Here is a 25,092-nt window from a genome sequence, read left to right on the forward strand (position 1 = left end):
AAGATCTGATAAATGCCATAAAAAAAGAGAATTAAGATCGAATTGATAAACTGACATTGAAATATTAAAACTGATATCAAAGTGAAATTTTTACGATTTCAAAATTCAATATAGCTGATTTGTTTCAGAAAGGATAGACATACTCATGCGAAAAAGCGGGATAATAATTATCAAAGGAATTGTTCAGGGAGTAGGATTCCGGCCTTTTGTATATGCACAGGCAGAAAAATACAAAATTTGTGGAAGTGTAAAAAATTTTGGCAGTGAAGTAAGGATCAATGCTTATGGCGATAATTTTGAAGATTTTCTAATCGCACTTTCAAAAGGAACACCTCTTTCAAAGATTGACAGTATAACAATTGAAGAAACAGATTTCAACCCTCCAAACGGTTTTTTTATTGAGAAAAGTTCTTCTGGTTCCCTCTCAGGATTCATCCCGCAGGATGTTGCAATCTGTGATGAGTGTATTGATGATATCTTCAGAAATAAATCAAGATACAAAGATTACTGGGCAACATCCTGTGTTAACTGCGGTCCAAGATACAGCATAATTACAGATGTTCCATATGACAGGGAAAGAACTACAATTGATGAATTTCCAATGTGCCGGGAATGCACACAGGAATATGAAAGCCCTGCCTCAAGAAGGCACCATGCGCAGACAATTGCCTGCAGTGTATGCGGACCGGAATTATTCCTTCTTGACAAAGAAGGAAACCCTGTTTCATGCAATGATCCAATAAAACATACAGCGAAGCTTCTTGATGATGGATTTATTGTATCAATAAAAGGAATCGGAGGATTTCATATTGCATGCACGGAAATTTCCGCACAAAAACTAAAAGAGTGTCTCGGAAGAACTCAGCAGGCTCTTGCAATAATGGCAGAAGATAAGACAATTCTTGAAATTGCAGATGCAGAGCCGTTAGACATAGAATTACTAAAAAGCCCCCAACATCCAATTGTAGTTTTATACAAAAAAAACAGGAATTCACATCCAAAAATAAGCAATCTTGATACAATCGGCTGTATGCTTCCATATACAGGTCTTCACCACCTTCTCTTTGCAGAACTTAAAAGTCCGCTTCTTATTATGACAAGTGCCAATGCGCCCGGAAATCCGATGATTACCAAAACATCTACTGCAGTATCAAAATTAAAAAATTGTGTTGACTTTCACCTGACACATAACAGGCATATTGAAAATCGCTGTGATGACTCTGTTGTAAGAGAAGGATATATCATTAGGTTGTCAAGAGGATATGCACCAAAAAGAACAAAGATAGACCTGGGCAAAAACTGTATTCTTGGTACAGGACCTGAGCTTTATTCAAATATTTCAATATACAAAGATGGTTTTTCCTATACATCTCCTCATATTGGAAACATTAAAAATCCACAGACACTGGATTATCTTGAGAATACTGTTTCAAAATTCAAAAAACTTACAGATGCAGAATTTGACATAATTGCACATGACATGCATCCGCAGTTTCTCTCTACAAGATATGCCATGCGGCTTTCAGAGGAATTGGGTGTTGAGACAATTCCCGTCCAGCACCACAAGGCACATATTGCAGCGGCATTTGAAAAAAGAGATGAACCCTGCGTTGGAATTGCACTTGACGGCGTAGGTCTTGGAGATGACGGAGCAATATGGGGTGGAGAAATCTTTGCCGGCCAGATTAACAGCCTGAGTCGTGTCGGACATCTGGAATATATCGACATGCCAGGAGGAGATCTGGCAACACGTTTTCCTGAAAGGATGCTTTTCAGCTTTTTGCCTGAGGATAATATTTCAGAACTTTTGCTTTCACGAGGCTGGAAAGATAATGAAGTTTCTATTCTTGAAAGGCAGATTAAAACCGGCTTTAATGTTTTTAAGACAAGCAGTGCAGGAAGAGTGCTTGATTCAGCATCGGCGCTTCTAGGAATATGCAAAGAAAGGACATATGATGGTGAGCCTGCAATGAAACTTGAATCCGTTGCTTCTGCAGGAACTCCTGAAGAATGGAATTTAAATATTTACGAAAAAGATCATTGCAGTGTTTTATCAACAAAAGATTTGCTTAAACATACATTTTCAAGCATTGGCAGGCTTTCTGTTCCTGACATTGCCGCATCTGTTCAGTACAATCTTTCAAGGAATTTTGCAAAAATTGCAATTTCAAAGGCAGAAAATTTAGGGATTCCTGACATTTGTTTATCAGGCGGCGTCTTCATCAACCATGCTATAAGAGAAACCATCAGGGATGAAATTCAAAAAGCAGGATTGAATCTCATAATAAACAGGGAATATCCATTTGGAGACGGGTGTATTTCATACGGACAGTGTATCTATGCCGGTATTTTAAGCGATAATTAAAACGAAGATATTTGGCTTTTTATTAAGTGAACTCTTATTTTTTTAGTTCATTTCAAATCTTTCCGGTTATTTGAAATAATTTGAAACTGTTTTCAATTATATACATTTTTTTGGATTGTATCTCTTCTTATTTTTTTAGCTTTTTGGATTTTGTTTAAATTTTTTCTTCGTTTGCTTTTATAAAGAATGTATTATTAATCTTTCAAAACTTCTTTTACAATCTCAATAAGTTCTGTTGAGCGGAATGGTTTTTTAAGCGAGCCTGAAAAACCAAATTTTAAGGGATCATCCATTGCGCCCTGCACTGAATCGCCGCTTGTGATTATTACACAAATGTCTGGATCAATCTCTCTCATAGGTTCCAGAATTTCTTTTGCCCCAATATCTCCGGGTATTGAAACATCAAGGATAGCAAGGTCAATTTTTTTTTGTGAAGAGTATTCTTCCCTAAAAACTGAAAGTGCATCTGAACCGGACTGTGAACAGACTACATCGTAACCGTTTCTTTTTAGGAATAACGACATTATATCAAGAATAGGTGCCTCGTCATCAAGCAGAAGAATTCTTGAACGTGTCATAACGGGTACCTCCATTTCAATCTGAAACTTGTATTCTTCTGCATATTAAATTAACACAATATTAGCAAATGATATCGAATAATATTCATTTAAAAGAGAAAAAATGATTTTTTTTTGAATTAGTTCTTTCTTACAAAAAAAACAAAACCTGCTGCAACAAGACCCATTACTACAACAAATATTGATACAGGTGCAGGAGTCGGATTTGTGGAAGGTGTTAGTGAAGCATGAAGCTTTACGATTTCACCCTTTGCAGGATAGTCAGTTATCTGTCCTGTAAATGTATCATATCCCTGCATCTTAACCTGATATGTTGAGTAAGGTGTTCCGGTTGTATAAACACTTACAGTAAGCTCACCGTTTGAGATGGTTCCTTTATAGTCGCTGTCGAAATAAACAGATGCACCATCAACATTGCAATATACAGTGTAAAATCCCATATCCCCGCCAATCATTGTCGGAACAGGTGTAGGAACAGGATTTATTGTTGCATATACATCAAGTGTGTCTCCCATCTCAGGGTATCCTGATATGTCATCTGTCCATGTAGTATAACCATCCATCTCAACAGTAATTGTCTTGTAAGGAGTTGCTGTTGTATAAACAGGCACTGTCAGAATTTTGTCAAAGGTTACTCCCTTGTAATCACCGTCAAAATAGACCGCCGCTCCATCCACATTGCAGTGAACATTAAACCATGCCTGATCTCCTCCAATCGTTGCCGCAACCGCTGATGAAGGTAGAAGCATTAAAAGAAGTCCGAAACTTAATAAAACTGTTATAATTTTTTTCATAAAATCACCCAAAAATGTGATAAAAGCTATTGAATTTTTTTAATTTATAAGTTTATCTGTATATGAATATCAAAAGGGCATACTAAATAATTCTTATTGAGAGAATCGTCACCTTTTTTTCAGGAATATATACAGCGTTTGCTGAAACAGGCAGTTTCTCTTTGCCATCCCTGCAAAGATTAAATTCAATCTTTTCTCTTTCACTTCTCCTGTACCCACAATTTTTGCGCATTCCGGATAAAAATTCAGCAAATGATTCAAGATTTTCTTTGCACACAAAAATGTCCGGTTTTACAGGTACAGATTCCTCTTTTTCATCGGGTTTTGATATTCCAAGAACTTCATACATCTGCATGTTCATCCTTATGACATTGTTTTCATCATCAAGAATTACCATACATGTTCCGGTATTTTCAAAAGCGGCATCCATTATTTCCTCATTACATCTGCGGTTTACAATATCCTCTATTTTGTGTGTGAGTTCCAACAGCTGACCTCTTGGATCATTTCCCTTTTGAAGATAAAAATCAGCGCCGCAGTTCAAAGCCTCTATTACAACGCATTCATCACCTTTTCCTGTGAATATAATAAAAGGAATCTCAGGACAGGGGGAATTTATTCCAGGATATATCCCCCTTACTGCTTTTAAAAATGAGATTCCATCTATTTCATCCATATCATAATCACAGATTACAGCATCATATTTTTCAGAAAGAAGTTTTTCCATTCCTTTTGATGCTGATGAAACACAATCCACAGAAATATTGCCCTGACGCTCCAGAAAAAGTTTTGATACATCCAAAACAACCTCTTCATCATCAATCATCAGCACCTTCATCATATTTTCCCCCGAAATTTTCCCCTTGATTAAAGTCCGTTTGTTATATAATTTTAAAAAGCTTGTTAAATACTGCTTGCAAAATTGCATAACAATAAAAAGTCAATAGTAAGAGTGAAAAAGTAAAAGTGAAAAAACATCAGGTTTGAAGAATCTTAAAAAAAAATCGAAAATGTATCTCAACCGAATTTATAACCCTGTAATCCCAGGCGATTTTTATCAAATAAGCGTATTTAAAAAAAAAGGTTTATCCGAAGAGTGCTCCGAGACCGGCCATGCCGCCCTCTTCGTCTTTTTCCTCTTCTTCAGGTGCTGCTTCCTCTTCTGCGGCGGCTGCTGCCGGTGCTGCTGCTGCCGGTGCTGCTGCTACTGCCGCTACTGCGGATTTCTCAATTGCTTCTGCAATGTCAACACCGTCAAGTGCTGCAATAAGTGCCTTTACACGGCTGTCGTCAACTGCGATACCTGCTGCAGTCATAACTTTTGTGACTGCATCTTCATTAATTTCCTTTCCTGCGCTGTGCAGAACAAGTGCTGCGTAGATGTACTCCATTTTATTCACCTAAATATTATTTTTATTTTTTATTTTACTCAACAAGTGCTTTTATTGCAAGTGATTCTCTTGATGCACGTCCGATAATCAGATCAACGACATCCTTTTCATAAATTGCCGCTTCAACTGCAAGGTTCCTTGCTTCACGAACAGCCTTGCCAATAATTGTGGCAACTGTTGTAGAAGTCGGATATGATGCGTTAACAGACAGATTAAATGCCTGCTGTGCTGCAAGAACAACATTGTTAAAGTACTCAGTCTCATCAATTGCCAGTGTATTCGGCTCAAAGAATGTTCCGTCGTAAAATGCAATCTGAAGACTTAAACCAACATCCATTGGTTTAATATCAAGCTTAGACAGCACATCTGCCATCTTCGCGTTAATTTCCTCTCCTGCTTTGACAACAGTCTTTGTCTCACGGATAACAACTTTTCCGCCTTCAATGGCGGCCGGAATTCCTGACTGCTGCAGAGTACCGACAATTGGTCCGGGTGGAAATCCTGTTGGACCTTTTGGTACGACAATATCCTCGGGTGCGATGTCCCCGGGCTTTGCGACCATCTTTGTCATGGTATCCTGAAGCTTTTTGTAGAGTTTAAAAGGATTCTCGTTTGTGTAGATCATAGCACTGTGGCCGTCTACATACTCGACAGTCCTGCAGATTTCTCCGCCAAGCTCATTGAATGCATGTTCAATAAGAGTGTTTCTTGTCATCTTAAGAACTGCTGATCCACGAAGATTTCGGCGCATCTGCTGAAGCTGGCTTGCCGGAATACCGTGAAGATCAACAAGACCTGTCAGTCTGTATTCCTCTGAGAGCTTTTTAATCTCCTCTACTTCATCCCTCTTCCACTGCGGGAGGTGGTGCGAATATATAGCCATATTACATCAGCCTCACTGCAGGGCCCATGGATGTTTTTACATACACTGAGCGAATATTCATAGTTCCACTTTCAAGATTGGACTCAACCTTTCTCATGACAGCGTCAATATTCTCAGAAACGTCTTCAGGAGACATTTTTACCGATCCAACTCTGACATGGAATGTCTTTTTGTCTTTGGAACGGAATTTGACAGAGTTTCTAAGACGCTCCACAATAGGTCCGATATCCAGTCCCTGTGGGATCGGCTGTGGCATTTTACCGCGTGGACCAAGCCTTGTACCTAAGTAACGGCCAACAAGAGGCATTACTGCGGTTTCAGCAAGGAAGAACATGTATTCGTCCGCCATATTTCTGGCTTCACGTGGTTCGCCTCCCAGACGCTCTATTTCTTCTGGCCCTATGATGAGTTCTACATTAGCAGCTTTTGCCTGAGTGGTGATATCTCCCTTTCCAAGAACAGCTATCTTTTGGATACGTCCCGTTCCCTTCGGAAGAACCATAGTCTCATCTATACGGTTTTTTGGCTGCGCCATATCGATGTTCTTGAGGTTGAATGTAATTTCAATACTCTCAGTGAACTTTCTCTCAGGCGCCTTCTCTATAGCCTCATTTACGGCCTTTAGAATCTGGACCCTTTCAACCATTTCTTTTTACCTCCATAGTTCAACGACCCTGAAAAAGACTATAGAATAATCTTTTTTTGGATCTTCTATGGGTTTTCATAGTCTATTCATGCGAGCTGACTGTCGTACTGGCCTGCATCAATGTCAGCAAAGATTACTTTTGGATCTTTGCCGTCAACAGTGACACCTACACTTACACATGAACCAACAACTTCCTTTACGGCGTTTTTTAGATCATATGAAAGCATATCGTCAAACTTCATGCGGGCTATACGGACAGCAGCCTCAAACGGTAAATCACCAACCTTAGAGAGATTCGGCTCTCCTGAGCCTTTCTCAATGCCGCACTCTTTCATAATAAGTGCAGTTGCTGGAGGAACACCAACGGAGATTGTGAAGTTCTTTTTGTCGTCAACCTCGACTTTAACAGGCACCTGCATGCCGTTAAATTCTGAGGTCTTTTTGTTGATCTCGTCAACAACAGCCTTCACATTAATTCCGAGAGGTCCTAATGCAGGTCCCAATGGTGGGCCTGCAGTAGCTTTACCGCCGGGTACCAATACCTCGACTACTTCTCCCATTTCATATCACCTTTGCTCACAATGCACGAATTATACCGCACACTAAGCTTGGGTCTTAAAATGTTGAACCTTGTATATCTTAAAGGTATCAATAATAATTTCTTAATTTGAAAAAAGATAATTTGAAAAAAATATCAGTCCTGATTTTTGTCAATTACGCGCACGTTATCACCACGTACTGTAATCGGAATAGGAACCATACTTTCGTAGAGTTCAACCGTTATCTCTTCTTTGGAAGTATCAACTCTTTTAACAACAGCCTTTTCTCCCTTGAAAGGTCCGGCAATGAGCTCCACTATTGTTCCCTCATCTATACCGGAGACAACAGGTTTTGGAACAAGGAAATGTTCAATTTCATGAAAAGATGTCTCACCTTTTACTACTGCGCGTGCATTGGGAACCATCTCCCTAAGCTGTTCAATACGTGCAATAGGATCCGGGCTTTCAACAAGCACATATCCTTTGAGCTCATCCGGTGCCATCACAGCAACCACATGAATCTCATCATGATCTTCCAAAGCCTTTACAATATTATCAACTACAGTGCGCTCCTGCTTTGCAGTCGTCTTTATTGCATATATCCGGTTTTGATTCTCGTCTGTGTCGCTCATTTCAGTAATCCTGCAAATTTAAAATTTTATGGGAGGAGAAGAATTACTTCGTATATAATAAAACCAAGTATACCAATCAGGGCTATACCTATAGCAGCAACCAGTCCTATCTTTTGAAATTCATCCCTTGTCGGAGTCCTTGCAAGTTTAAGGACTCTTAAATATTTTTTGAAGAGCTCTTCATCTAATTTGAATGTCATTTGTTCTTACTCACCTAAGAAAGTCTATATCATATTCGCGCTCTGAGGATTTACGGGTAGTGCTGAAATCATCACTTTTTCCATAAATCTGCGGAGAGCTTACACCTGTCACAACAAGCATAGTGCGCATGCGGTGTTGCATGTCCGGATCTATTTGAGCTCCCCATATAATACGTGCATCGGGATCGATTCTCTCATAGACTTCCTGAACAACACCTTCTGCCTCCTCCATTGTCATATCAGGACCGCCAACTACATTTACAAGTGCCGCAGTCGCATTGGAGATATCAACATCAAGAAGCGGAGATCTAAGAGCCTTTTTGACAGAATCAGCCGCTTTGTCTTCGCTGTCGCTTTCACCCATACCAATCATCGCAACACCGCCACGCTCCATTACAGTACGCACATCGGCAAAGTCTAAGTTGACAAGTCCGGGCTGTGTGATAAGTTCTGTAATACCTTTGACGGCACGCATCAAAACTTCATCGGATACTTTGAAGGCCGCATGAAGAGGCAGTCTTGGCACAACTTCAAGAAGTCTGTCATTTGGAACTACAATAACTGTGTCTGCAACGTCCCTTAAACGCTCAAGTCCGGCTTCTGCGTTTTCAAGCCGGATTGCTCCTTCTGCCCGGAATGGAAGAGTTACAATAGCAATTGTAAGCGCACCCTGGTCCCTGGCCGCCTTTGCAATTACAGGTGCAGAGCCGGTTCCTGTTCCGCCTCCAAGACCTGCAGTAATAAAAACCATATCACTGTTTGCAAGTTTGGTACGAATTTCCTCTTCATTTTCAAGCGCCGCTTCTTCTCCCACCTGTGGAACAGAACCTGCACCGAATCCCTTGGTGCGCTGACGGCCGATTAAAATCCTGTAATCTGCCTTTGTTCTTATCAGGTGCTGGGCATCAGTATTTACTGCAAAAAGTTTTGCACCGTCAATTCCTTCTTCAGCCATGCGTGAGACAGTGTTTGATCCACCGCCTCCACAGCCTACAACTGATATTTCAGTCCGAAGAGATTTCAAAATCTCCTCAAGCTCTTCATCAGTTTCCTGTGAACTGTCGACAATCATTTCTGTGTCGGCATTTGCCCTGCTTAGCGCTTCTTCAACAATTGATTTCATCATAGGTAATTCTCCAACCCCGGTATACGGATAACCTTTTCACTGCTTTTCGACACCATAGCAGGCGTTATTGTTCTTCCGCCGACCACTATATCAAAACCTGCGGCAAGCTTTCCATAGAACGGTCCTTTCAAAACCCCCAGTTCAGCTGCTTTTGCAGGGTCAAATCTGATCTTTCTGATTACCAGACTGTCATCAATGACTGCTGTGTCCTTATCTTTGTGTAAGGTTTTAACACACAAAGATATTAAATCATTTATTGTTTGTATTCTATTTTCTTCATATGTGATAAAAATTGGCAGTATCCTGCCCTTTTGTGAGATAAATGAGACTGCACAAATTCTGTTTATCGCTTTCGCCATATTTTTTTCATCAACTTTGTATGCCTCTTCAAAAAGTTCGGGCATTATCTCTATCAAAACAGGTGTGCCAAAGCCTTTCATCCCACCAATGCGAATTTTGCAAAAAGGACATGCTTCAAGGGCAATTTTAGCTATCTCCTGATATTTCTCCCAGGAAAGATCTCCAATATCCTTTATCTCCCCCTCAGATAATAAAGGAATTGAAAGCTCATTTAAAATCTTTTCTATTTTCAAAACATCATTGCTCTGCAAGGCCTTTTTGTCAATGTATGCTCCATCTGCAAATGATTTTTCAATCATCTGTTTAATCATCTCCCTGGAGAGACCTGACACCTCTCTTGTATGGGCAATATGTCCAAACGCGCCTTTTGAAGACAAAGCAATCTCAGTCTCCCTCGCAGCATAGTGATTTCCACCAAAGCCTACAAGATTTATTGTTTTAGGCCTGTCTTTTTTTAGTGCTTCAAGTATAGAACCGGCGACAGCATTGCCTACATCTTCATTCATCCATTCAGATTCGGTGCTTCCAATCTCAACAAAAAATGAAGGAGTCTTAAGATCAGTCGGGCCGTGGTGGGTCACTTCATACGAACTCTTAAAACCGTCCGGTGCTCTTTTGAAAAGCTCATTTAACACAAGATGCATGTAATCCGGAGATGAACAGGCAAGTTCCTTATCGCTTCCTCCAAGCATTGCTGTTCCATAATTTCCGGTGACGTGAACTGTCAGCGCAGGAACAGGATTTTGGCTTGAATGCCGAGATATGAATATTATAAGATCAGAATCAAAAGCGCTGTCTATTGAGGATTGGTATATCAGCCTTTCTTCAGCCTCATAAAAGATAAGTTCATGAGAAAAGTATCTTGTATATTTTTTTGAATCATTTTCACTTAAATTTAATTTTGAAAGTAAATGCTCCCTTATATTCACACCGGCAGGGTCTGTCTTTGAATTAATTATTGCGATCTTCATATTTATCAACAAAACTTACACATTATCAATAATTTCAACAATTTCATTTCAACAATTTCAACTATTTTTCATATTATCAAGAATAAATATATTCACAAATTATATCCTAATATTATATTCACAAATTATATCCTAATATTATATTCACATAAATAACGTTTCAAAATAACCTTATTTCTGAATCTTATTTCTGATATTGTTCATTAAAAAACCGCATGAATTATTTCTTTCATGAACTTTTGTACCAGACTTCATTTTATCCTACCTCTCATAAATACTATCTTTAAAGAATCACATATATTATTGGACTATTTGAGGGATTAAACTTGAAAGAGGTTACAAGCAGTTACAATGCTAAAGAGGTCGAAGAGGAGGTCAGAAATTTCTGGACTTTAGAAGACACCTACAAAAAGGTGAAAGACCTGAGAAAAGACGGAGATGACTATTTCTTTGTTGACGGACCGCCGTATACAACAGGAAACATTCACCTTGGAACTGCATGGAATAAAATTTTAAAGGATACAATATTGCGTTACAAGCGCATGCAGGGCAGAAATGTCATTGATCGTGCAGGATATGATATGCACGGACTTCCTATCGAAGTTCGTGTTGAAAACGAACTTGGATTTAAATCAAAAAAGGATATTGAATCATACGGAATCTCAAATTTTATAGAGAAATGCAAGAATTTTGCACTGGTTCATAAGGACAAAATGTCAGATCAGTTCAGAGACCTTGGTATCTGGATGGATTTTGACAACCCGTATCAGACCATAAAGCCTGATTATATAGAAGCCGCATGGTGGGCACTTAAAAAGGCTGATGAGAAGAAACTGCTTGAAACCGGACATCGTGTTGTAAACTGGTGCCCACGCTGTGAGACTGCAATTGCAGATTCCGAAGTTGAATACTGGGATGAGGAAGACCCCTCAATATATGTGAAATTTCCGGTAAAAGGCAGGACAAATGAATACCTTGTTATCTGGACAACAACACCATGGACACTTCCGGCAAATGTAGCAGTAGCGGCAGGAAAGGACTTTGTCTACGCAAAAGTTGAAGCATTAAAGGATGATAAAAAAGAAATTCTCTGGATTGCTGATGAACTTGCAGAAGATGTCTTAAAGAAAGGAAGATACACAGACTATTCTGTTATTGAGAAGATTTCCGGCGCTGAACTTGCAGGCACCGAATATGAATCGCCTCTATTGGATTTCGTACCGGTTCAAAAAACAATTGAACACAGGGTAGTAACAGCCGATCACGTGATGCTTGACAACACAGGTCTTGTACATACAGCACCGGGGCATGGATGGGATGATTATCTTGTCGGAATAAAGGAAAATCTGGACACTATTTGTCCTGTTGACGGAACAGGCCGGTTCACAGAAGAAGCAGGAGAATTTGAAGGGCTTTATGTCCGCGATGCAAATGAAAGAGTCATTGAAGCACTTGGGGATTTCCTTCTTCGCAGAATGAAAATCACCCACCGATATGGTCATTGCTGGAGATGCAAAACACCAATAATAAGTCGTGCCACACAGCAGTGGTTCCTTGCAATCCCAAAGATTAAAGAACAGCTTCTGGATGAAATTTCCAAAGTCAAATGGTACCCTGAATGGGCAGGCAGTGCAAGGTTCCATGATTTCGTTGCAGACGCACGTGACTGGTGTATTTCCCGACAGCGTTACTGGGGCATACCAATTCCTGTCTGGAAATGCGAGAAATGTGATAAATATCACGTATTTGGCACAATGGCTGAACTTAACGAAAAGGCAGGATCAAACCTGACTGATCCACACAGGCCATATGTTGACGAAATAACATACTCCTGCGACTGCGGAGGTACAATGAAGCGTGTCGAAGACATCTTTGATGTATGGTTTGACTCTGCAATGGCATCATGGGCAACAATAGGATTTCCCGGAAAGACCGATGATTTCGAAAGGCTCTGGCCTGCAGATTTCATAACAGAAGGACAGGATCAGACACGCGGATGGTTCTACTCCCAGCTTGGCGCATCAACAATTGCCTTTGACCGTGCGCCTTACAAAAGCGTTATGATGCACGGATTTGCACTTGATGCTGAAGGCCGTAAGATGTCAAAATCGATTGGAAACGTTGTTACTCCGGAAGAAATTGTTGAAAAAGTGGGCGTTGATGTACTTCGCCTGTACACACTTTCTGCAAGCGCACCGTGGGACGATCTGAAGTTTAACTGGGAAGGTGTAAAGACAGTAAACAGGGCCGCAAACATCCTGTGGAATGTTTACCGCTTCCCACTCCCGTATATGATTCTTGACTCATTCGCGCCTCAGACAAATCAGAATGGAATCTGGAACGGAGATTATGTCAGAGAAAATCTCTCTTTGATGCCTGATGAGGACCGTTGGATAATATCACGCATAAACACACTATGCCACGAGGTTTCAGAGTTTACCAATACATGTCAGCTTCACAGGGCATCGCGTGCAATTTTAAACTGCATATTAGAGGACATTTCCCGTTGGTATGTCCAGCTTGTCCGTACAAGAATGTGGCTTGAAGAAGACGCGGTTGAAAAAATACAGGCATATGAAACAATGTATTACGTCATGAGAAGACTTTCAGGCGTTCTTGCACCATATGCACCACACATTGCAGAAAAAATATACCAGAACCTTAGAACAGAATCAGACCCCGAAAGTGTTCATATGATCAAATGGTTTGCAGGAGACGAATCACTAAGAAATATGGCACTTGAAGAAGAGATGGATGTCATTCGATCATTTGACGAGGCTGTTGCAACAGCAAGGCAGGACGGAAAAAGAAAGCTCCGCTGGCCAGTTTCCGAAGTATTTGTTCTTACCAGTTCAGACACTGTGGAAAGTGCTGTAAGCCGTTTAAATGATTTATGCAGACAGCGTGCAAATGCAAGGAAAGTTTCGGTTGTCAAAGGCGCATGGGACAGAATGGGTGTTTGTGCAGAAGCAAACATGCGTGCAATTGGACCTGAATTTGGAAAAGAAGGCCCCAAAGTAAAATCTGCTATTGAAAGTGCTGATGCGGCACATTTAAAGGACGATATTTCAAAATCAGGAAGTGCCTCTTTAGACGGCTTTACAATCACTGAAAAGCATGTTGTATTCTCAGAAACAATGCCCGAAGGGATATTCCCGGCTGAGATGCCGAATGCAACAGTTTGTGTTGATGTTACACTTGATGAAGAACTTGAAGCTGAAGGATATGCCAGGGAAGTCATAAGAAGGCTTCAGGAGATGAGAAAACAGCATACTCTCAATGTGGAAGACTCAGTTTCAGCATCTGTTTTTATATCAGATGAAAGGGTGGCAAAACTACTTGAAAACTGGAAAGATGCAATTGCAAACGAAGTAAGAGCAGAAAACCTTACTTTGCAGGGCGATATAAGCAGTGATTCTGAAAACTTACAGGAATGGGATGTTGAAGGAATAAAAATGAAGATGGAAATTTCAAAGATATAAATATTTGATTTTTTATTTGATTTTTTTTATTTGATTTTCCTTTTTTTTCTCTATTTTTTTAGATTCAATATGAATCAGGTATTGATCAGACAATGCCTGAGATTATGCGATAGAGATAATCCTGTCCTTCCGGTTCATTAAAAAGCGGTGGAGACATATCGCGGACAACCTTCCTTCTATCTGTAACAACTTCAGTTTTGTCAACAGGATTGTATCCTGTTTTCTGATATGTGGTCTTATGAATTATAACGCCGCGCCTCTGCCATGCAGGTGTCTTTGAAAGATTAATGCTTCTTTCATGCATCATTTCATGCATCTGCGCCGCCTTCATACCTTTAAGCTCACGCGCCGCCTTTACAGGTGAAAAACCCTCACTTATCAGGGCATGCTGGCAGTATGCGTTCATATGGTTTCTCCATGCTTCTTTCTGCCTCCAGGAAAAATAATCACAGACGCTTTCGTTTCCAACAAGCACAACTCGTGAATCAAATGAAACAGGCTCTTTTGCACCAATTAAAAGTGTAAATGCACTTGCCGCATATGATGCACACACAGAATCTATTTTTTCAATCCTGCCATTAAAAGGAAGACGTGAGAAATACAGACTGATTTCATCAGAAAAGGTATATGCAAAATCAGGCTCAAGACCGCTTTTTGAGATTAAAGATTCACATACGCTACACATTGCATCATTAAACCCGGAATCATAGGGCTTTTTCAGATTAAGCCCTAAGGTAAGGCTGTGAAACGCCCTTCCATCAAGCCTTACTACAACAGGTGCAATTATAGAAAGACTACTGAAAATTTCTCTCTCCTGCATAAGATTCTCAAATATTTTGTCTGCCGCCTTATACGGCAGGATATAATCACAGGTATGATTCAGGTGCTTAAAACCTCTTATTCCTGTTAATTGTTTCCTTAATTAGTTTCCTTAATTGCCAGAGATCTTTTCTTTTTTTCAAATTTCTATGCAATACCAGATAATCAATAACTGATTTAATAATTTATAACTAATCCAATCAATAACCGATTAATCTTTAATCAGACGGTAATATCCCGGTTTAATCAAAATAATTAATTATTCGTCAAAAAAAATTAAATCAGTCTGTATTCTTTATATCAGTCTCTTTTTAGTAATCAATCTCTTTTGACGGGAACATATTTGAAAAGTGTCTTATTATTATGACATCTCCAATTGACCTTATAATTCTATAAGGCACTTTAATTCCCTTAAATCCCTTCAGCTGTAAAAGCTCCGGATTTAAATCACTTACTGCAAGAGAATCAATCTTTTTTGTGTCAACATTTAAGACTGCATCGTCAACAACACCTACACGGACAGCTTTCTCCGTGTAGACCTCCATCCCAAAAAGCTCAGTTATTTGTGTCTTCATTATAATCAACTGAAGGTATAATACTTAAAAGTTAAAAATATAATCTTTCCTAATGGCTGACTCAATACAAATTGGCAAAATTTCAGGCATTCCGATAAGGCTTCACTTTACATTTCTCCTGGTGATACCTCTTTTTGCATTTATAATCGGATATCAGATAGAATACACTGTTGTATTTTTGCAAAACATATTCCGGATTTCTGATATTGACACATCACTAATCACTTCAGGATATATGCCTTATTCTCTTGGAGTTATTGTAACACTAAGCCTTTTTGCCGGAGTTCTCATTCATGAACTTTCACACTCCCTTGTTGCAAAAAAAAGAGGCCTTAAGGTAAACAGTATAACCCTTCTGATTTTGGGCGGCATTGCATCAATTGATGAAGGAAAAAGTCCTGACCCTAAAATAGAGCTCCCAATGGCACTTGCAGGGCCGCTTGCAAGTTTTGCGATAGGAATAATATCATGCATTTTAGCATATCTCTCTTATGCATACATACCTGTATCAGCTCTTTCAGGACTATTTTTTTACATATTTGGATATCTGGGATTTTTGAATCTGCTTTTATTTGTGTTCAACTTAATTCCTGCATTCCCAATGGATGGAGGGCGTGTTTTAAGAGCGCTTCTTGCAAGAAGACTTCCCATATATCAGGCAACAAGAATATCGGCAGATATAGGCCGTGCATTTGCCGTTATATTCGGAATTTTAGGGATAATCATACTTAGTCCGATTCTTGTGATAATTGCAGTCTTTATCTACATCGGCGCAGGTCAGGAAGCAGAGATGACAAAGTTCAATGAGTTGTTAAGGGATGTAAAAATAAAAGAGGCGATGACATCTCCTGCAATCTCAGTAGAACCTGACCAGAATGTCGAAGAGATTGTATCTCTTATGTATTCAACAAAGCACCTTGGCTACCCTGTTATGGAAAGAGGAAGGCTTGCCGGCATGGTTACATTAAATGATATTACAAGCCTTCCGGCAATAGACCGGGATGCTATGCTTGTAAAAGATGTAATGTCAAAGGATGTTATAACACTCCCTCCGGATGCGATGCTTTCTGATGCAATGAAAATTATGTCACTTCAAAATATCGGAAGAATACCTGTTGCAGAAGACGGCAATGTAATAGGAATCGTTACAAGAACAGACATTCTGCGGTTTATTGAGCTTAAAGAAATGACATAAGAAAGAATAAAAAGAATAAAACAAAAAAATACACAAAAATAACTAAAATTTCCATGAAAAAGGGGTTTTATCACTCCATTCATGAACATTTTTATACTAAATCCAATATTAAAATTCAATGTATTCCGAAAAAGCCAATTTCCCGGTTAAAGCTTCGAGATCCTTTAAATTTTTAAAAGGCCTTTTTGCAAGAATGTTCACAGCTGTCTTTTTTCCAATTCCCGGCAGTTTTTTTACAGCGCCATGATGAAGTTTGTTGATTAAAAGAGGTTTTTCAAACCCTGTAACCGATCTGAATCCCCAGTCTGTTACAAAAGCATCAATAACTGTTCCCTCAGAGATTTCATACGGAAAACCAACAAGAATCGGATATGATCCAAGTTGTCTTCCAAAAGAGGTCTGCCCTGAAACTTCGATTATTATGTCTAAAAGAACAGTGCCGAAAGGAAATACTCTTTTTAACATTGGAAGGTCAAACTCTTTTCTCACCTTCTCTTTGAAAATTTTAAATCTCGCTTCATGCTGACCGATTGTGTTGTCAGAATAGGCTTTTGTTCCTTCAAAAGGCATTACCTGCCTGATATTAACACGCCTTACAAGAAGATTGCTTTTTAAAAGCGAAAACAGAAATTTTTCATTTAATTCGTATGTTTTTTCTGTTTCGCCTGAAAGACCCATAACAAAATTAAGACCAGGCAGAAGATGCGGAACGCCGTTTTCATCACGAATTCCGCCGACATCATTCACTATTTCAATCGCTTTTAAGACATCCTCAGGCATTGCCTTTAAGTTATTCTGTAAGATTACAGCAGGGTCTGCTGACTCCATACCAAATGCGGCAATATCACCTGCTGTATGCCACCTGACAATTGCTGATAATGCATCTTTTGACTCTTCAGGATGTGCGGCAATTGTTCCCGGATTTATGTTATCGATATGAAGTGTCTTCAAGTCGGGTGCGGCATTTCTTATTCCGGCAAACAAAGATTCAATTTTATCAGGCGAAGGGGTTGGAAATTCATCTTCTGTGACAGAACCGTATGACAACAAATCCGGCTGACGCCCAAGCCTGAAATGAAATGCTCCTGCATTAAAAAGGGCTGATACCTCACTATGAATTCCATCCTCTGTTCTGTACTGCGGCATTCCATAAAGAAATTCAGTGCAAAAAGAACAACCCCCCTTAACCGCACGCGAACATCCTCTTGCAGTTTCAAGCTCACAGATTACATATGGAAATTTTGGGTGTTGTCTGATAACAGACGCCCCCAAAACACTTCTTTTATCAATTAGAGAATATCTGAAATCACCAAAAGGCCTGCCACCCTTCAGGACTGAATTAAGCGCTGATGAAATCTCACCTGAAAGAACATAATCATAACAGGAATAATTTTCCTTTTGTGCAGTCTTCCCACCTCCGGAAGAGCTTCCAAAAACAACCGGGCCGCCAAGACATTTAACCGGATTTTTAAGACTGCTTCCAATACCAAATATCTCGTTTGCAGACGCAGGTGTTCCTCCGAGATATTTACCAGGCACAGTAACGCCTGATATAAAAATAAAGAGATCTTTTTTTTCAATTTCACAGATGAGTGAAGGATTCTTTCTAAGCTCATCTATTGTAGAATATGTTACAGAAAAGCCGTTTTCAATGCATACTCCTGCACAGTATCTGACATAGGGTGAGATATAAGGCGATACTCCAAAGCATGCAGGCTCATCAATATAGCCGTCCAGAATGAATGCTTCAGAGGTCATAACCCAAAATTCCTAAAAGTTCGCGGGCAATCATAAGTTTTCCATGTTTCATGGGATTGACCGAAGAATCATCAAGGTCAAAGCCGGCAAGCCTTACTTTGGATGCTCCAAGCTCTACTGCTGTGAATACAGCCCTGTCACCGTCTGTAAACCCGCCAAAGTTATAAACACCTTTTACAGGTCTGCTTTGCGTTGTAATGACAACGGGGCCTTTGAACAGCGGCACCCAGTTTTTGAGAAGTGAAATATTGTCGCCATGCGCATGAACAACCATGATTGTTCCTGACCGGCTCATCTCCAAAAAACTGTCCTCACAGCCATCCAAATCTGTAGAGATAATATCAGGTCTTATTTTGGATTTGTACAGATAGTCTGCCGCAGCATCGGCGGCAAAAACAACTCCTTCAATCCTGCTTATTTCATCTTTAAGGCAGGGTGCATTGCCACATACTGTGACATTTTTTCCATCTAATGCCAGTTTCAATTTCTCAATATCATCTTTTGATGTTAAAGTGCGGGCAAATTCTGCGGCCCGCTCATCATCAGCTCTTTCAAAGCCAAAATAATCAAGAATGCGCAGATAATGCGGCTCCCAGTCCTCAAACTTCATTCTGCTCTTCTTTTCCAAGCCCGACAATTTCTGCAAAGCGCTTTAAAAGTGGATCGATTACTAAAGAGAGAAGCTCTTCTTTATTTTTTACAAGTATAAAAGAGTGCAGAGGTATCCTTGCCGCCGCCATATTTGCATGTCCTCCCGCTTCACCAATCCCTTCAAAGGCCTCCTTCATAACATTCCCAACATGCATTCTGATGTCTTTGTTTCGTGCGGAAATTGTGATATAATCCTCACCAATCCCATATGCAACGGCTGTGTTTATTCCTTCAAGCTGAATTAAAAGGTCTGCCGCCTGAGGGATGACATCGCGGTTCTTTACATATCCAACATTTGTAAAAAGATAGCCATTCTGAACCTTTCTGTTTTTTATTGCATAACCTATTGCATCCATTGTTTCAATAGACATTGAAGGGGATGTGATTTTGTCGAGGAGTTCCCCGTCAGTTAAGGGAAGGAGGAATGCGGCGTAATTTAAGTCCTGCGGCGTTAAGCTTCTTGAAAAATCCTTTGTGTCTGCGCGTATACCATACAAAAGAGCTGTTGCAACTTTTTGATCAACTGAGATATCAAGTTCCTGCAGGTACTGAGTCATTATGCTTGCAGTTGCTCCGACACCAGGTCTTATATCAACGAAATGAACAGATCTTAAATCATCATCAGGAGTTTTGTGGTGATCGATTATGATATCCACTTTTTTGTCATTGGGTAAGAAATTGTTGCTCCCGGGATATGACGAATCAACAAGTGCCAGGTAATTACAGCCTTCAAGTATCTCTTCAGATGTATCTTCGGTTACTTTTTGAAGCTGAATATCAAGAAGAGTTACGAATGCACGGTTTTCCTGATGACCGATTTTTCCGTCATAGAAAATTTTACTCTCAAGTTTGCCGCCGCTTGCCTCTTTTCCGATTGCACATAGCGCCATTGCGCTTGAGATAGCATCAGGATCAGGATTTGTATGTAGAATAATTCCCATGGTTCCTTCACAATTTGAGAGGAAATGATAGAGTTTTCTCGCAAGTCTTGACGAATGAAGCCTTCTTATGTGATGTACAGCGGTTTTTGCAAATACTTCCTGAGGATACAGGGCAATATCAGCACCGGCCTGTTCAAGAAGAGACAGACTTAATCTGTCAATTGCCCTTGCAATGACATAAGCAGACGGATATTTTTCTTTTACTCTTTTTACAGCCTCAAGATTTGCGTTCTTGTCGCTTGAGAGGACAAATACCACCTCAGGTACCGGAAGACCTTCTAACAGCTTTAAATCAGTAATATCACGAACAATAGCTTCATAATTCTGATCTCTTAAATCATCGACACGTTTCTCATCGCTGTCAATAACTATCACATGATCTGTATCATGCACAAGCTCTTCAACTACATTGTAGCCGATGCTTCCGCATCCAAGAACCATATATTTCACTTTGTCAGATGTTCCATTCGGCAGACTATCAGGCATGTATAATTACGTTATCTCTCAAAGGTATTTAGACAATTTCCGAAATGTTTATCTGAAAGTAAGTGTCAGTTATTTAGGCACAACAAAGGGCCTGTAGCTTAGTCAGGCAGAGCGACGGACTCTTAATCCGTAGGCCAGGGGTTCAAATCCCTTCAGGCCCGTTTTTGCAATTTTTTTTTGGAACTTTTAAAAAAATCATTCTAATTATAGGTTATTTTTGATTCTAAATCCGATTTAACTTTTATTTTGAAAAAAACAATTAGGAAATCTCCAACAAAATCCAGTGATTTTCTTAGAATTTTAAAAAAAAAATTCTTTTTTTCCTGTGCGGCATCTGATATTTTTTTGTCTTTTTGCCGTATTTGCTATTAATTATCCATTAATTCTTTTATGATTCACATTTTCTTTTAAAACGTCCATGAAATTATATTTCATGCTAACTGTTTCATGTAAGTTACGAAGTAACTTTCATGTAAAACGCACATAAAACGCACATGATGAGCTTTTTTCATCACACAAAAAGTGATGAAAGTTTATCAGGAATTTTGACTTTCATAACAAATTGATTTTTCAACCCTGCATCCAGTATGCAAAATATATGCAAAATGTTCATTTCTGCTTATCTTCCAAGCTTTAAAAGCATCTCTTCAAGACTCGGATAATGTGATTCAATTTTCCTTATTCGTCCGCCTGATGAGGAGACAGCGGCCGTAAGGGAATTTAAGGTATCGACATTATCTAATTTTGCAGAATATATTCCAGCTGACAGATCATAATTTTCGATTATGCTGTCTATAACATCTTTATCTTCGGTTACAAACTCGACAATGTAATAGACTGATCCAAACTGTTCCCGAAGCTCGTCCATTGTTCCAAAGGCAACCTCTTTTCCTCTCTGAAGGATCATCACCCTGTCGCAAAGCTCTTCAACCTGATAAAGATTGTGCGCACTTAAAAGAATTGTCTTTTTCTTATCAGACTTCATAGAACGCAGAAATTCACTTATATACCTCGAAGTCATTGGATCAAGACCGGATGTAGGTTCATCATAAACAAGGTATGATGGATCATGAATCAAAGAACGGGCAATCGCAACCTTCCTTTTCATTCCCTTCGAAAGTTCACCAAGCTTTTTACCCCCGGCATCAAGACTTAAATCATGCAAAAGTTCATTGCTTCTTGCCTTTACACTCTCAGGCGTCATATTATAGATTTCACCAAAAAAGGAAAGATATCCTTCAACAGTCATTGTTTCATAGAGACGTGACTCTTCAGGAAGATAGCCAAGATTTTGCTTTAATGCATCAGGATTTTTAATGACATCAATATCTCCGGCAGTCAGCTCACCTGATGAAGGTGCAATCAGACCTGCCATTATTTTCAGAAGCGTAGTCTTTCCTGCACCGTTATGCCCAACAATCCCAAATATTCCGGAATCTTCAAGGTCGAAACTAACATTGTCAAGTGCTAAAAAGCCATCATAATCCTTTGAAATAGAGTTGGCACGCATCATTTTTTCAGATATACCTCTAAGCAGTGTATTTAATAAAACTTATTATACAAACAGGTCAGAAACAGTCATCAGATAAACCATATTATATCATTAGGTCTACAATGAAAACGTCCATGAAATTATATTTCAGGAATATTTTATTTGAAAGAAAAACGGAGGGAAATATTTAGTGACAGGTTCCATTCACCTGATAAAAACCATTGCAAAATGGGAGATAAAACGTTTTACAGGAACAATGAGCAAAGAAGCTCTGCCGGTAATAGTAGCGTTGTTCATAGCCTTAATAATTGCAACAGGATTTTCTCAGCAAAGCGGAATCCACCTCCAGGACGATATCTATACAATAGGGACTGATTCTGAAGAGGTTTTATCAATAATTGCAGGAGATAATCGTTTCTCCGCTTATAAAATTCCTGACGGATATGTGCCTTCCGAGGGCACATTTGATCTGCTGGTTCTTCAGGACATTGTTTACTCTTTACCGGACGATAGGAGTCAGGCAGCGCTTGGGGCATTTGAAAAGGATTATTCAAGGTATCAGATTTATGTCTACAACCGAGAAGAAGATCTCTATGCCGCATATCCCCTCTGGATTGAAGAGCAGTTTGTGATAAGCGATATCGACTTTATTGCAACACAAAGCGGCCAGCGGGCATTTGCACCTCCAAACCCTCGAATTAAACCATATCCTGACAATGATTATCCAACACTTGAATACCCCTCCGGCGATATTGACATTTCAGCAGAAGAGCTTAGAAAACAGCTTTTATCGGGCGAAAATGTAGACAAGAATGTTCAAAGATATACTGATGTTTTATCATCTTCATCATCTGATACAATAACAAAATTCAAAACCCCGGCCCAGCTTACACCATCGCTTCCATTTGACTCAATAATACTTGTTTTTGTATTTATCTTCCCGCTGTATTTCACATCCCAGTTTTTCATGATGAGTATAATGAATGAAAGAATAGAAAGGAATGGAGAAGCACTTTTATCTACGCCTATAAAGCCATATCTGATAATAATCGGAAAAGCACTTCCATACTTTTTGATGATGCTTGTAATCTCAACAATCCTGACACTTCTTATTGAAAGCCCTCTTTTAATCCTTCTTCCCTTATTTCCGGTGATATTGTTCTTCCTCTCAGCCGCTCTTCTAATTGGAATGATCTCAAGAAGCTTTAAGGAGCTTTCATTCATCTCAATATTTTTCTCAACAATTGCCACATCATATCTGTTTTTCCCAAGCATTTTTGCAAACATCCATGTAATAAGCGCAATTTCTCCCCTCACACTTGTAATCTATCAAATCCAGGGAGACCCTGTAACATTTTATGACTATGTTTATTCAACATCACTTTTCTTTTTGACAAGTGCGGCAGTATTTTATCTTGCTGTCAAAAACTTCAATGAAGAAAGGCTCTTTAACTATCATAAGCTTCTTTTGAGAATGATGGAGTTTATCGACTCTGTCATCTCTAAAGAGTGGACAAATACTTCACTTTTTGGTATAAGCATATGCACAATTCCATTTGTTTTCATGGCACAACTGATGCTTCTGGTGCTTTTGTTTAACTTCCCAATGCCGTACTCGATAATCCTTCTGCTTATTTTAGCGGCATTCATAGAAGAATTCGCAAAATCAATCGGAATTTTTACATTAATCAGCAAAAGACCACATTACCTCACATGGAAAAATCTGATTTTCGCATCTTTCGCAGTTGCTGCAGGCTTTTTGGTAGGTGAGAAGCTTTTACTTTTTGCAACACTTGCAGAAATCTCTGATTCAATATTTGGAGCCGTTCTTTTTGCAAGCCTTCATGTGCTGTGGCTTCCGCTTTCACTGCATCTGATAGGTGTATTGACCACCGGGGCTGTTTTAAAGATTGCAGGAAAAAGATTTTTTGTTCCGGCACTTATTCTGGCAACAGTTGTTCACAGTTTATACAATCTTTACTTTATTCTTGGATGGAGCGGATAGAAAATGAATACTAAAAACTGCCTGATCATTGCAAAAAAAGAATTGAAGAGTCTTTCAAGCGAGAAAACAATATTGCTTGCAATAGTTCTTCAGGTATTTATTGCAATGTTTTCCTCGTTTCTTTTAGTCGGACTTGCATCAATGTATAATCCTGATTCCATAAGCCAGCATTCAAACATAAAATACCCTGTTGCCTATACAGGTGAGTCCCCGGATTTTTTAGATTACCTCAAAAACAACCGAGATTTCGTTGTCTATGAGATGGAATTATCACCTGCTGTTGCCGCATTAAAGGAGAGAAAATTATCAGGTGTTATCTGGATGACAGATGTGCCGGCAAATTCAGAGTACCCGATAAAAATAACGCTTTATACAATCGAAAATGACATTTCATCAAGCCTTGTCAGTGTTAAATTAAAGTCTATAATGCTTGATTATGAAAAAGATTTGCGGGAGATAAGAAGCGACAGGCTGACGCAGACACCTCTGGAGATTAAAATCCCTGCTTCAAGCCCTTCGGGAGATTTTTATGAGTTTGTCTACGGACTTTTGATACCGCTTTTAGTTTTCATGCCGGCAATAATATCCGGGGCATTAATAATTGATCTGATAACAGAGGAATACCAGCAGGATACTCTTGAAACCCTCATGTCGACGACAATCACTTTTCCGGAAATGATCTGGGGAAAAATTCTTGCATGTTTTATTCTTGTTCCACTGCAATCTGCCGGATGGATGATACTTTTAATTCTAAACGGAATCTATATCTTTGGCCCTCTTGAAATTATTGCACATGTTTCTGTGGCTTCTCTTTCACTTATCCTGATAGGCGCAATTTCAGCTCTTAAATATCGTGAGAGGACAAATGCACAGTTTATCTTTTCAGCCGCCATTGTTGTAATAATTCTTTTTTTCCTCGCTGTTCCTATGAATACAGCAAATATAATAGCAAGGCTTTCTGTTGGCTCAATAGGTGCTGAACACTGGATTGTCTTTTTCTTAATGACAGGTATTACGGCGATGCTTTCGTTGATTACTACAAAATATGCAAAAAGAATTCGAAAAAATTTTGTTTAGCAGGATATAATTCTTATTTACCATGAAAACGTCCATGAAATTATATTTCATGTAAAATCAAATTATGATTTTCATGAAACAGTGCATGAAACTTTTTTTTTCATGAAAGTTTTTTAAGAATCGAAT

The 25,092-nt window shown here is 39.3% G+C and carries 22 protein-coding genes and 1 tRNA gene; 6 read left to right on the forward strand and 17 right to left on the reverse strand.

Annotated elements, in window-relative coordinates; translation table 11 throughout:
• The first annotated feature begins 145 nt into the window (after positions 1 to 145).
• Positions 146 to 2,365, forward strand: coding sequence for a carbamoyltransferase HypF (hypF, locus tag L1994_RS07380; protein WP_278098813.1), 2,220 nt, complete (start codon positions 146 to 148; stop codon positions 2,363 to 2,365).
• Between the two features lie 194 nt (positions 2,366 to 2,559).
• Here hypF and L1994_RS07385 read toward each other — a convergent pair whose 3' ends face one another.
• From L1994_RS07385 to L1994_RS07435, 11 genes are all read right to left on the reverse strand, one after another.
• Positions 2,560 to 2,943 carry a response regulator gene (locus L1994_RS07385; RefSeq protein ID WP_278098814.1) on the reverse strand — a complete coding sequence of 128 codons (384 nt, stop codon included), beginning with the start codon at positions 2,941 to 2,943 and terminating at the stop codon, positions 2,560 to 2,562.
• A 119-nt stretch (positions 2,944 to 3,062) separates the two neighbouring features.
• Entirely contained in the window at positions 3,063 to 3,737 is a 675-nt protein-coding gene (locus L1994_RS07390) for a hypothetical protein (RefSeq protein WP_278098815.1), read from the reverse strand.
• 82 nt (positions 3,738 to 3,819) lie between these two features.
• On the reverse strand, positions 3,820 to 4,578 hold the full coding sequence (locus tag L1994_RS07395) for a response regulator (protein WP_278098816.1): 759 nt from the start codon (positions 4,576 to 4,578) through the stop codon (positions 3,820 to 3,822).
• 244 nt (positions 4,579 to 4,822) lie between these two features.
• Positions 4,823 to 5,128, reverse strand: coding sequence for a 50S ribosomal protein P1 (gene rpl12p, locus L1994_RS07400; protein ID WP_278098817.1), 306 nt, complete (start codon positions 5,126 to 5,128; stop codon positions 4,823 to 4,825).
• A gap of 34 nt (positions 5,129 to 5,162) precedes the next feature.
• Positions 5,163 to 6,011 carry a 50S ribosomal protein L10 gene (locus L1994_RS07405; RefSeq protein ID WP_278098818.1) on the reverse strand — a complete coding sequence of 283 codons (849 nt, stop codon included), beginning with the start codon at positions 6,009 to 6,011 and terminating at the stop codon, positions 5,163 to 5,165.
• A gap of 1 nt (position 6,012) precedes the next feature.
• Positions 6,013 to 6,657, reverse strand: a complete 645-nt coding sequence (locus L1994_RS07410; protein WP_278098819.1) for a 50S ribosomal protein L1 — start codon at positions 6,655 to 6,657, stop codon at positions 6,013 to 6,015.
• An 86-nt stretch (positions 6,658 to 6,743) separates the two neighbouring features.
• On the reverse strand, positions 6,744 to 7,217 hold the full coding sequence (locus tag L1994_RS07415) for a 50S ribosomal protein L11 (RefSeq protein WP_278098820.1): 474 nt from the start codon (positions 7,215 to 7,217) through the stop codon (positions 6,744 to 6,746).
• Positions 7,218 to 7,351: 134 nt separating this feature from the next.
• Positions 7,352 to 7,828, reverse strand: coding sequence for a transcription elongation factor Spt5 (locus L1994_RS07420; RefSeq protein ID WP_278098821.1), 477 nt, complete (start codon positions 7,826 to 7,828; stop codon positions 7,352 to 7,354).
• 26 nt (positions 7,829 to 7,854) lie between these two features.
• On the reverse strand, positions 7,855 to 8,028 hold the full coding sequence (locus L1994_RS07425) for a protein translocase SEC61 complex subunit gamma (RefSeq protein ID WP_278098822.1): 174 nt from the start codon (positions 8,026 to 8,028) through the stop codon (positions 7,855 to 7,857).
• A gap of 10 nt (positions 8,029 to 8,038) precedes the next feature.
• Positions 8,039 to 9,151 (reverse strand): cell division protein FtsZ, encoded by a 1,113-nt coding sequence (ftsZ, locus tag L1994_RS07430; RefSeq protein WP_278100823.1) that lies wholly within the window; start codon positions 9,149 to 9,151, stop codon positions 8,039 to 8,041.
• The gene (locus tag L1994_RS07435) at positions 9,151 to 10,485 is read right to left on the reverse strand and encodes a D-aminoacyl-tRNA deacylase (protein WP_278098823.1); all 1,335 of its coding nucleotides are present in this window, start codon (positions 10,483 to 10,485) and stop codon (positions 9,151 to 9,153) included. Before L1994_RS07435 ends, ftsZ begins: the two co-directional genes overlap by 1 nt.
• A gap of 326 nt (positions 10,486 to 10,811) precedes the next feature.
• Here L1994_RS07435 and ileS point away from each other — a divergent pair, with 326 nt between their 5' ends.
• Positions 10,812 to 13,967 carry an isoleucine--tRNA ligase gene (ileS, locus tag L1994_RS07440; RefSeq protein WP_278098824.1) on the forward strand — a complete coding sequence of 1,052 codons (3,156 nt, stop codon included), beginning with the start codon at positions 10,812 to 10,814 and terminating at the stop codon, positions 13,965 to 13,967.
• 85 nt (positions 13,968 to 14,052) lie between these two features.
• Here the strand turns inward: ileS and L1994_RS07445 are convergent, their stop codons facing one another.
• Both L1994_RS07445 and L1994_RS07450 read right to left on the reverse strand, forming a co-directional pair.
• Complete coding sequence (locus L1994_RS07445; protein WP_278098825.1) at positions 14,053 to 14,787, reverse strand: tRNA(His) guanylyltransferase Thg1 family protein; 735 nt, start codon at positions 14,785 to 14,787, stop codon at positions 14,053 to 14,055.
• Between the two features lie 310 nt (positions 14,788 to 15,097).
• A complete protein-coding gene (locus tag L1994_RS07450) occupies positions 15,098 to 15,361 on the reverse strand; it encodes a PRC-barrel domain-containing protein (protein ID WP_278098826.1) in 264 nt (87 codons plus the stop codon).
• Positions 15,362 to 15,413: 52 nt separating this feature from the next.
• Between L1994_RS07450 and L1994_RS07455 the strand changes: the two genes are divergently transcribed.
• A complete protein-coding gene (locus L1994_RS07455) occupies positions 15,414 to 16,556 on the forward strand; it encodes a CBS domain-containing protein (protein WP_278098827.1) in 1,143 nt (380 codons plus the stop codon).
• A gap of 108 nt (positions 16,557 to 16,664) precedes the next feature.
• Here the strand turns inward: L1994_RS07455 and L1994_RS07460 are convergent, their stop codons facing one another.
• Genes L1994_RS07460 through L1994_RS07470 form a run of 3 tightly spaced genes read right to left on the reverse strand, consistent with a single transcriptional unit; the run spans position 16,665 to position 20,392 of the window.
• Positions 16,665 to 18,314 carry a radical SAM protein gene (locus tag L1994_RS07460; protein ID WP_278098828.1) on the reverse strand — a complete coding sequence of 550 codons (1,650 nt, stop codon included), beginning with the start codon at positions 18,312 to 18,314 and terminating at the stop codon, positions 16,665 to 16,667.
• Positions 18,304 to 18,924 carry a 6-hydroxymethylpterin diphosphokinase MptE-like protein gene (locus tag L1994_RS07465; RefSeq protein WP_278098829.1) on the reverse strand — a complete coding sequence of 207 codons (621 nt, stop codon included), beginning with the start codon at positions 18,922 to 18,924 and terminating at the stop codon, positions 18,304 to 18,306. The genes L1994_RS07460 and L1994_RS07465 overlap by 11 nt, the downstream gene beginning before the upstream one ends.
• Complete coding sequence (locus L1994_RS07470) at positions 18,914 to 20,392, reverse strand: DHH family phosphoesterase (protein ID WP_278098830.1); 1,479 nt, start codon at positions 20,390 to 20,392, stop codon at positions 18,914 to 18,916. The genes L1994_RS07465 and L1994_RS07470 overlap by 11 nt, the downstream gene beginning before the upstream one ends.
• 87 nt (positions 20,393 to 20,479) lie before the next feature.
• On the opposite strand from L1994_RS07470, the gene L1994_RS07475 reads away from it, so the two are divergent.
• Positions 20,480 to 20,553, forward strand: a tRNA-Lys gene (locus tag L1994_RS07475).
• 458 nt (positions 20,554 to 21,011) lie between these two features.
• On the opposite strand, the gene L1994_RS07480 is transcribed toward L1994_RS07475, so the two are convergent.
• Positions 21,012 to 21,905, reverse strand: coding sequence for an ABC transporter ATP-binding protein (locus tag L1994_RS07480; protein ID WP_278098831.1), 894 nt, complete (start codon positions 21,903 to 21,905; stop codon positions 21,012 to 21,014).
• A 169-nt stretch (positions 21,906 to 22,074) separates the two neighbouring features.
• Between L1994_RS07480 and L1994_RS07485 the strand changes: the two genes are divergently transcribed.
• Both L1994_RS07485 and L1994_RS07490 read left to right on the forward strand, forming a co-directional pair.
• Entirely contained in the window at positions 22,075 to 23,889 is a 1,815-nt protein-coding gene (locus tag L1994_RS07485; protein WP_341275784.1) for an ABC transporter permease, read from the forward strand.
• A gap of 3 nt (positions 23,890 to 23,892) precedes the next feature.
• Positions 23,893 to 24,966, forward strand: coding sequence for an ABC transporter permease (locus L1994_RS07490; protein WP_278098832.1), 1,074 nt, complete (start codon positions 23,893 to 23,895; stop codon positions 24,964 to 24,966).
• Positions 24,967 to 25,092 lie beyond the last annotated feature (126 nt).

This window comes from Methanomicrobium antiquum (assembly GCF_029633915.1).
GTDB lineage: Archaea > Halobacteriota > Methanomicrobia > Methanomicrobiales > Methanomicrobiaceae > Methanomicrobium > Methanomicrobium antiquum.

What these genes read in the sequence shown, in the direction of transcription:
- L1994_RS07470 (WP_278098830.1), bottom strand. Translation starts at nt 20,392, where the DNA reads ATGCCTGATAGTCTGCCGAATGGAACATCTGACAAAGTGAAATATATG.
- L1994_RS07395 (WP_278098816.1), bottom strand. Translation starts at nt 4,578, where the DNA reads ATGATGAAGGTGCTGATGATTGATGATGAAGAGGTTGTTTTGGATGTA.
- ftsZ (WP_278100823.1), bottom strand. Translation starts at nt 9,151, where the DNA reads ATGAAATCAATTGTTGAAGAAGCGCTAAGCAGGGCAAATGCCGACACA.
- L1994_RS07420 (WP_278098821.1), bottom strand. Translation starts at nt 7,828, where the DNA reads ATGAGCGACACAGACGAGAATCAAAACCGGATATATGCAATAAAGACG.
- hypF (WP_278098813.1), top strand. Translation starts at nt 146, where the DNA reads ATGCGAAAAAGCGGGATAATAATTATCAAAGGAATTGTTCAGGGAGTA.
- L1994_RS07465 (WP_278098829.1), bottom strand. Translation starts at nt 18,924, where the DNA reads ATGAAGTTTGAGGACTGGGAGCCGCATTATCTGCGCATTCTTGATTAT.
- L1994_RS07415 (WP_278098820.1), bottom strand. Translation starts at nt 7,217, where the DNA reads ATGGGAGAAGTAGTCGAGGTATTGGTACCCGGCGGTAAAGCTACTGCA.
- L1994_RS07410 (WP_278098819.1), bottom strand. Translation starts at nt 6,657, where the DNA reads ATGGTTGAAAGGGTCCAGATTCTAAAGGCCGTAAATGAGGCTATAGAG.
- L1994_RS07455 (WP_278098827.1), top strand. Translation starts at nt 15,414, where the DNA reads ATGGCTGACTCAATACAAATTGGCAAAATTTCAGGCATTCCGATAAGG.
- L1994_RS07385 (WP_278098814.1), bottom strand. Translation starts at nt 2,943, where the DNA reads ATGACACGTTCAAGAATTCTTCTGCTTGATGACGAGGCACCTATTCTT.
- L1994_RS07435 (WP_278098823.1), bottom strand. Translation starts at nt 10,485, where the DNA reads ATGAAGATCGCAATAATTAATTCAAAGACAGACCCTGCCGGTGTGAAT.
- L1994_RS07390 (WP_278098815.1), bottom strand. Translation starts at nt 3,737, where the DNA reads ATGAAAAAAATTATAACAGTTTTATTAAGTTTCGGACTTCTTTTAATG.
- L1994_RS07405 (WP_278098818.1), bottom strand. Translation starts at nt 6,011, where the DNA reads ATGGCTATATATTCGCACCACCTCCCGCAGTGGAAGAGGGATGAAGTA.
- L1994_RS07490 (WP_278098832.1), top strand. Translation starts at nt 23,893, where the DNA reads ATGAATACTAAAAACTGCCTGATCATTGCAAAAAAAGAATTGAAGAGT.
- L1994_RS07425 (WP_278098822.1), bottom strand. Translation starts at nt 8,028, where the DNA reads ATGACATTCAAATTAGATGAAGAGCTCTTCAAAAAATATTTAAGAGTC.
- L1994_RS07450 (WP_278098826.1), bottom strand. Translation starts at nt 15,361, where the DNA reads ATGAAGACACAAATAACTGAGCTTTTTGGGATGGAGGTCTACACGGAG.
- L1994_RS07445 (WP_278098825.1), bottom strand. Translation starts at nt 14,787, where the DNA reads ATGCAGGAGAGAGAAATTTTCAGTAGTCTTTCTATAATTGCACCTGTT.
- L1994_RS07460 (WP_278098828.1), bottom strand. Translation starts at nt 18,314, where the DNA reads ATGACCTCTGAAGCATTCATTCTGGACGGCTATATTGATGAGCCTGCA.
- L1994_RS07480 (WP_278098831.1), bottom strand. Translation starts at nt 21,905, where the DNA reads ATGATGCGTGCCAACTCTATTTCAAAGGATTATGATGGCTTTTTAGCA.
- rpl12p (WP_278098817.1), bottom strand. Translation starts at nt 5,128, where the DNA reads ATGGAGTACATCTACGCAGCACTTGTTCTGCACAGCGCAGGAAAGGAA.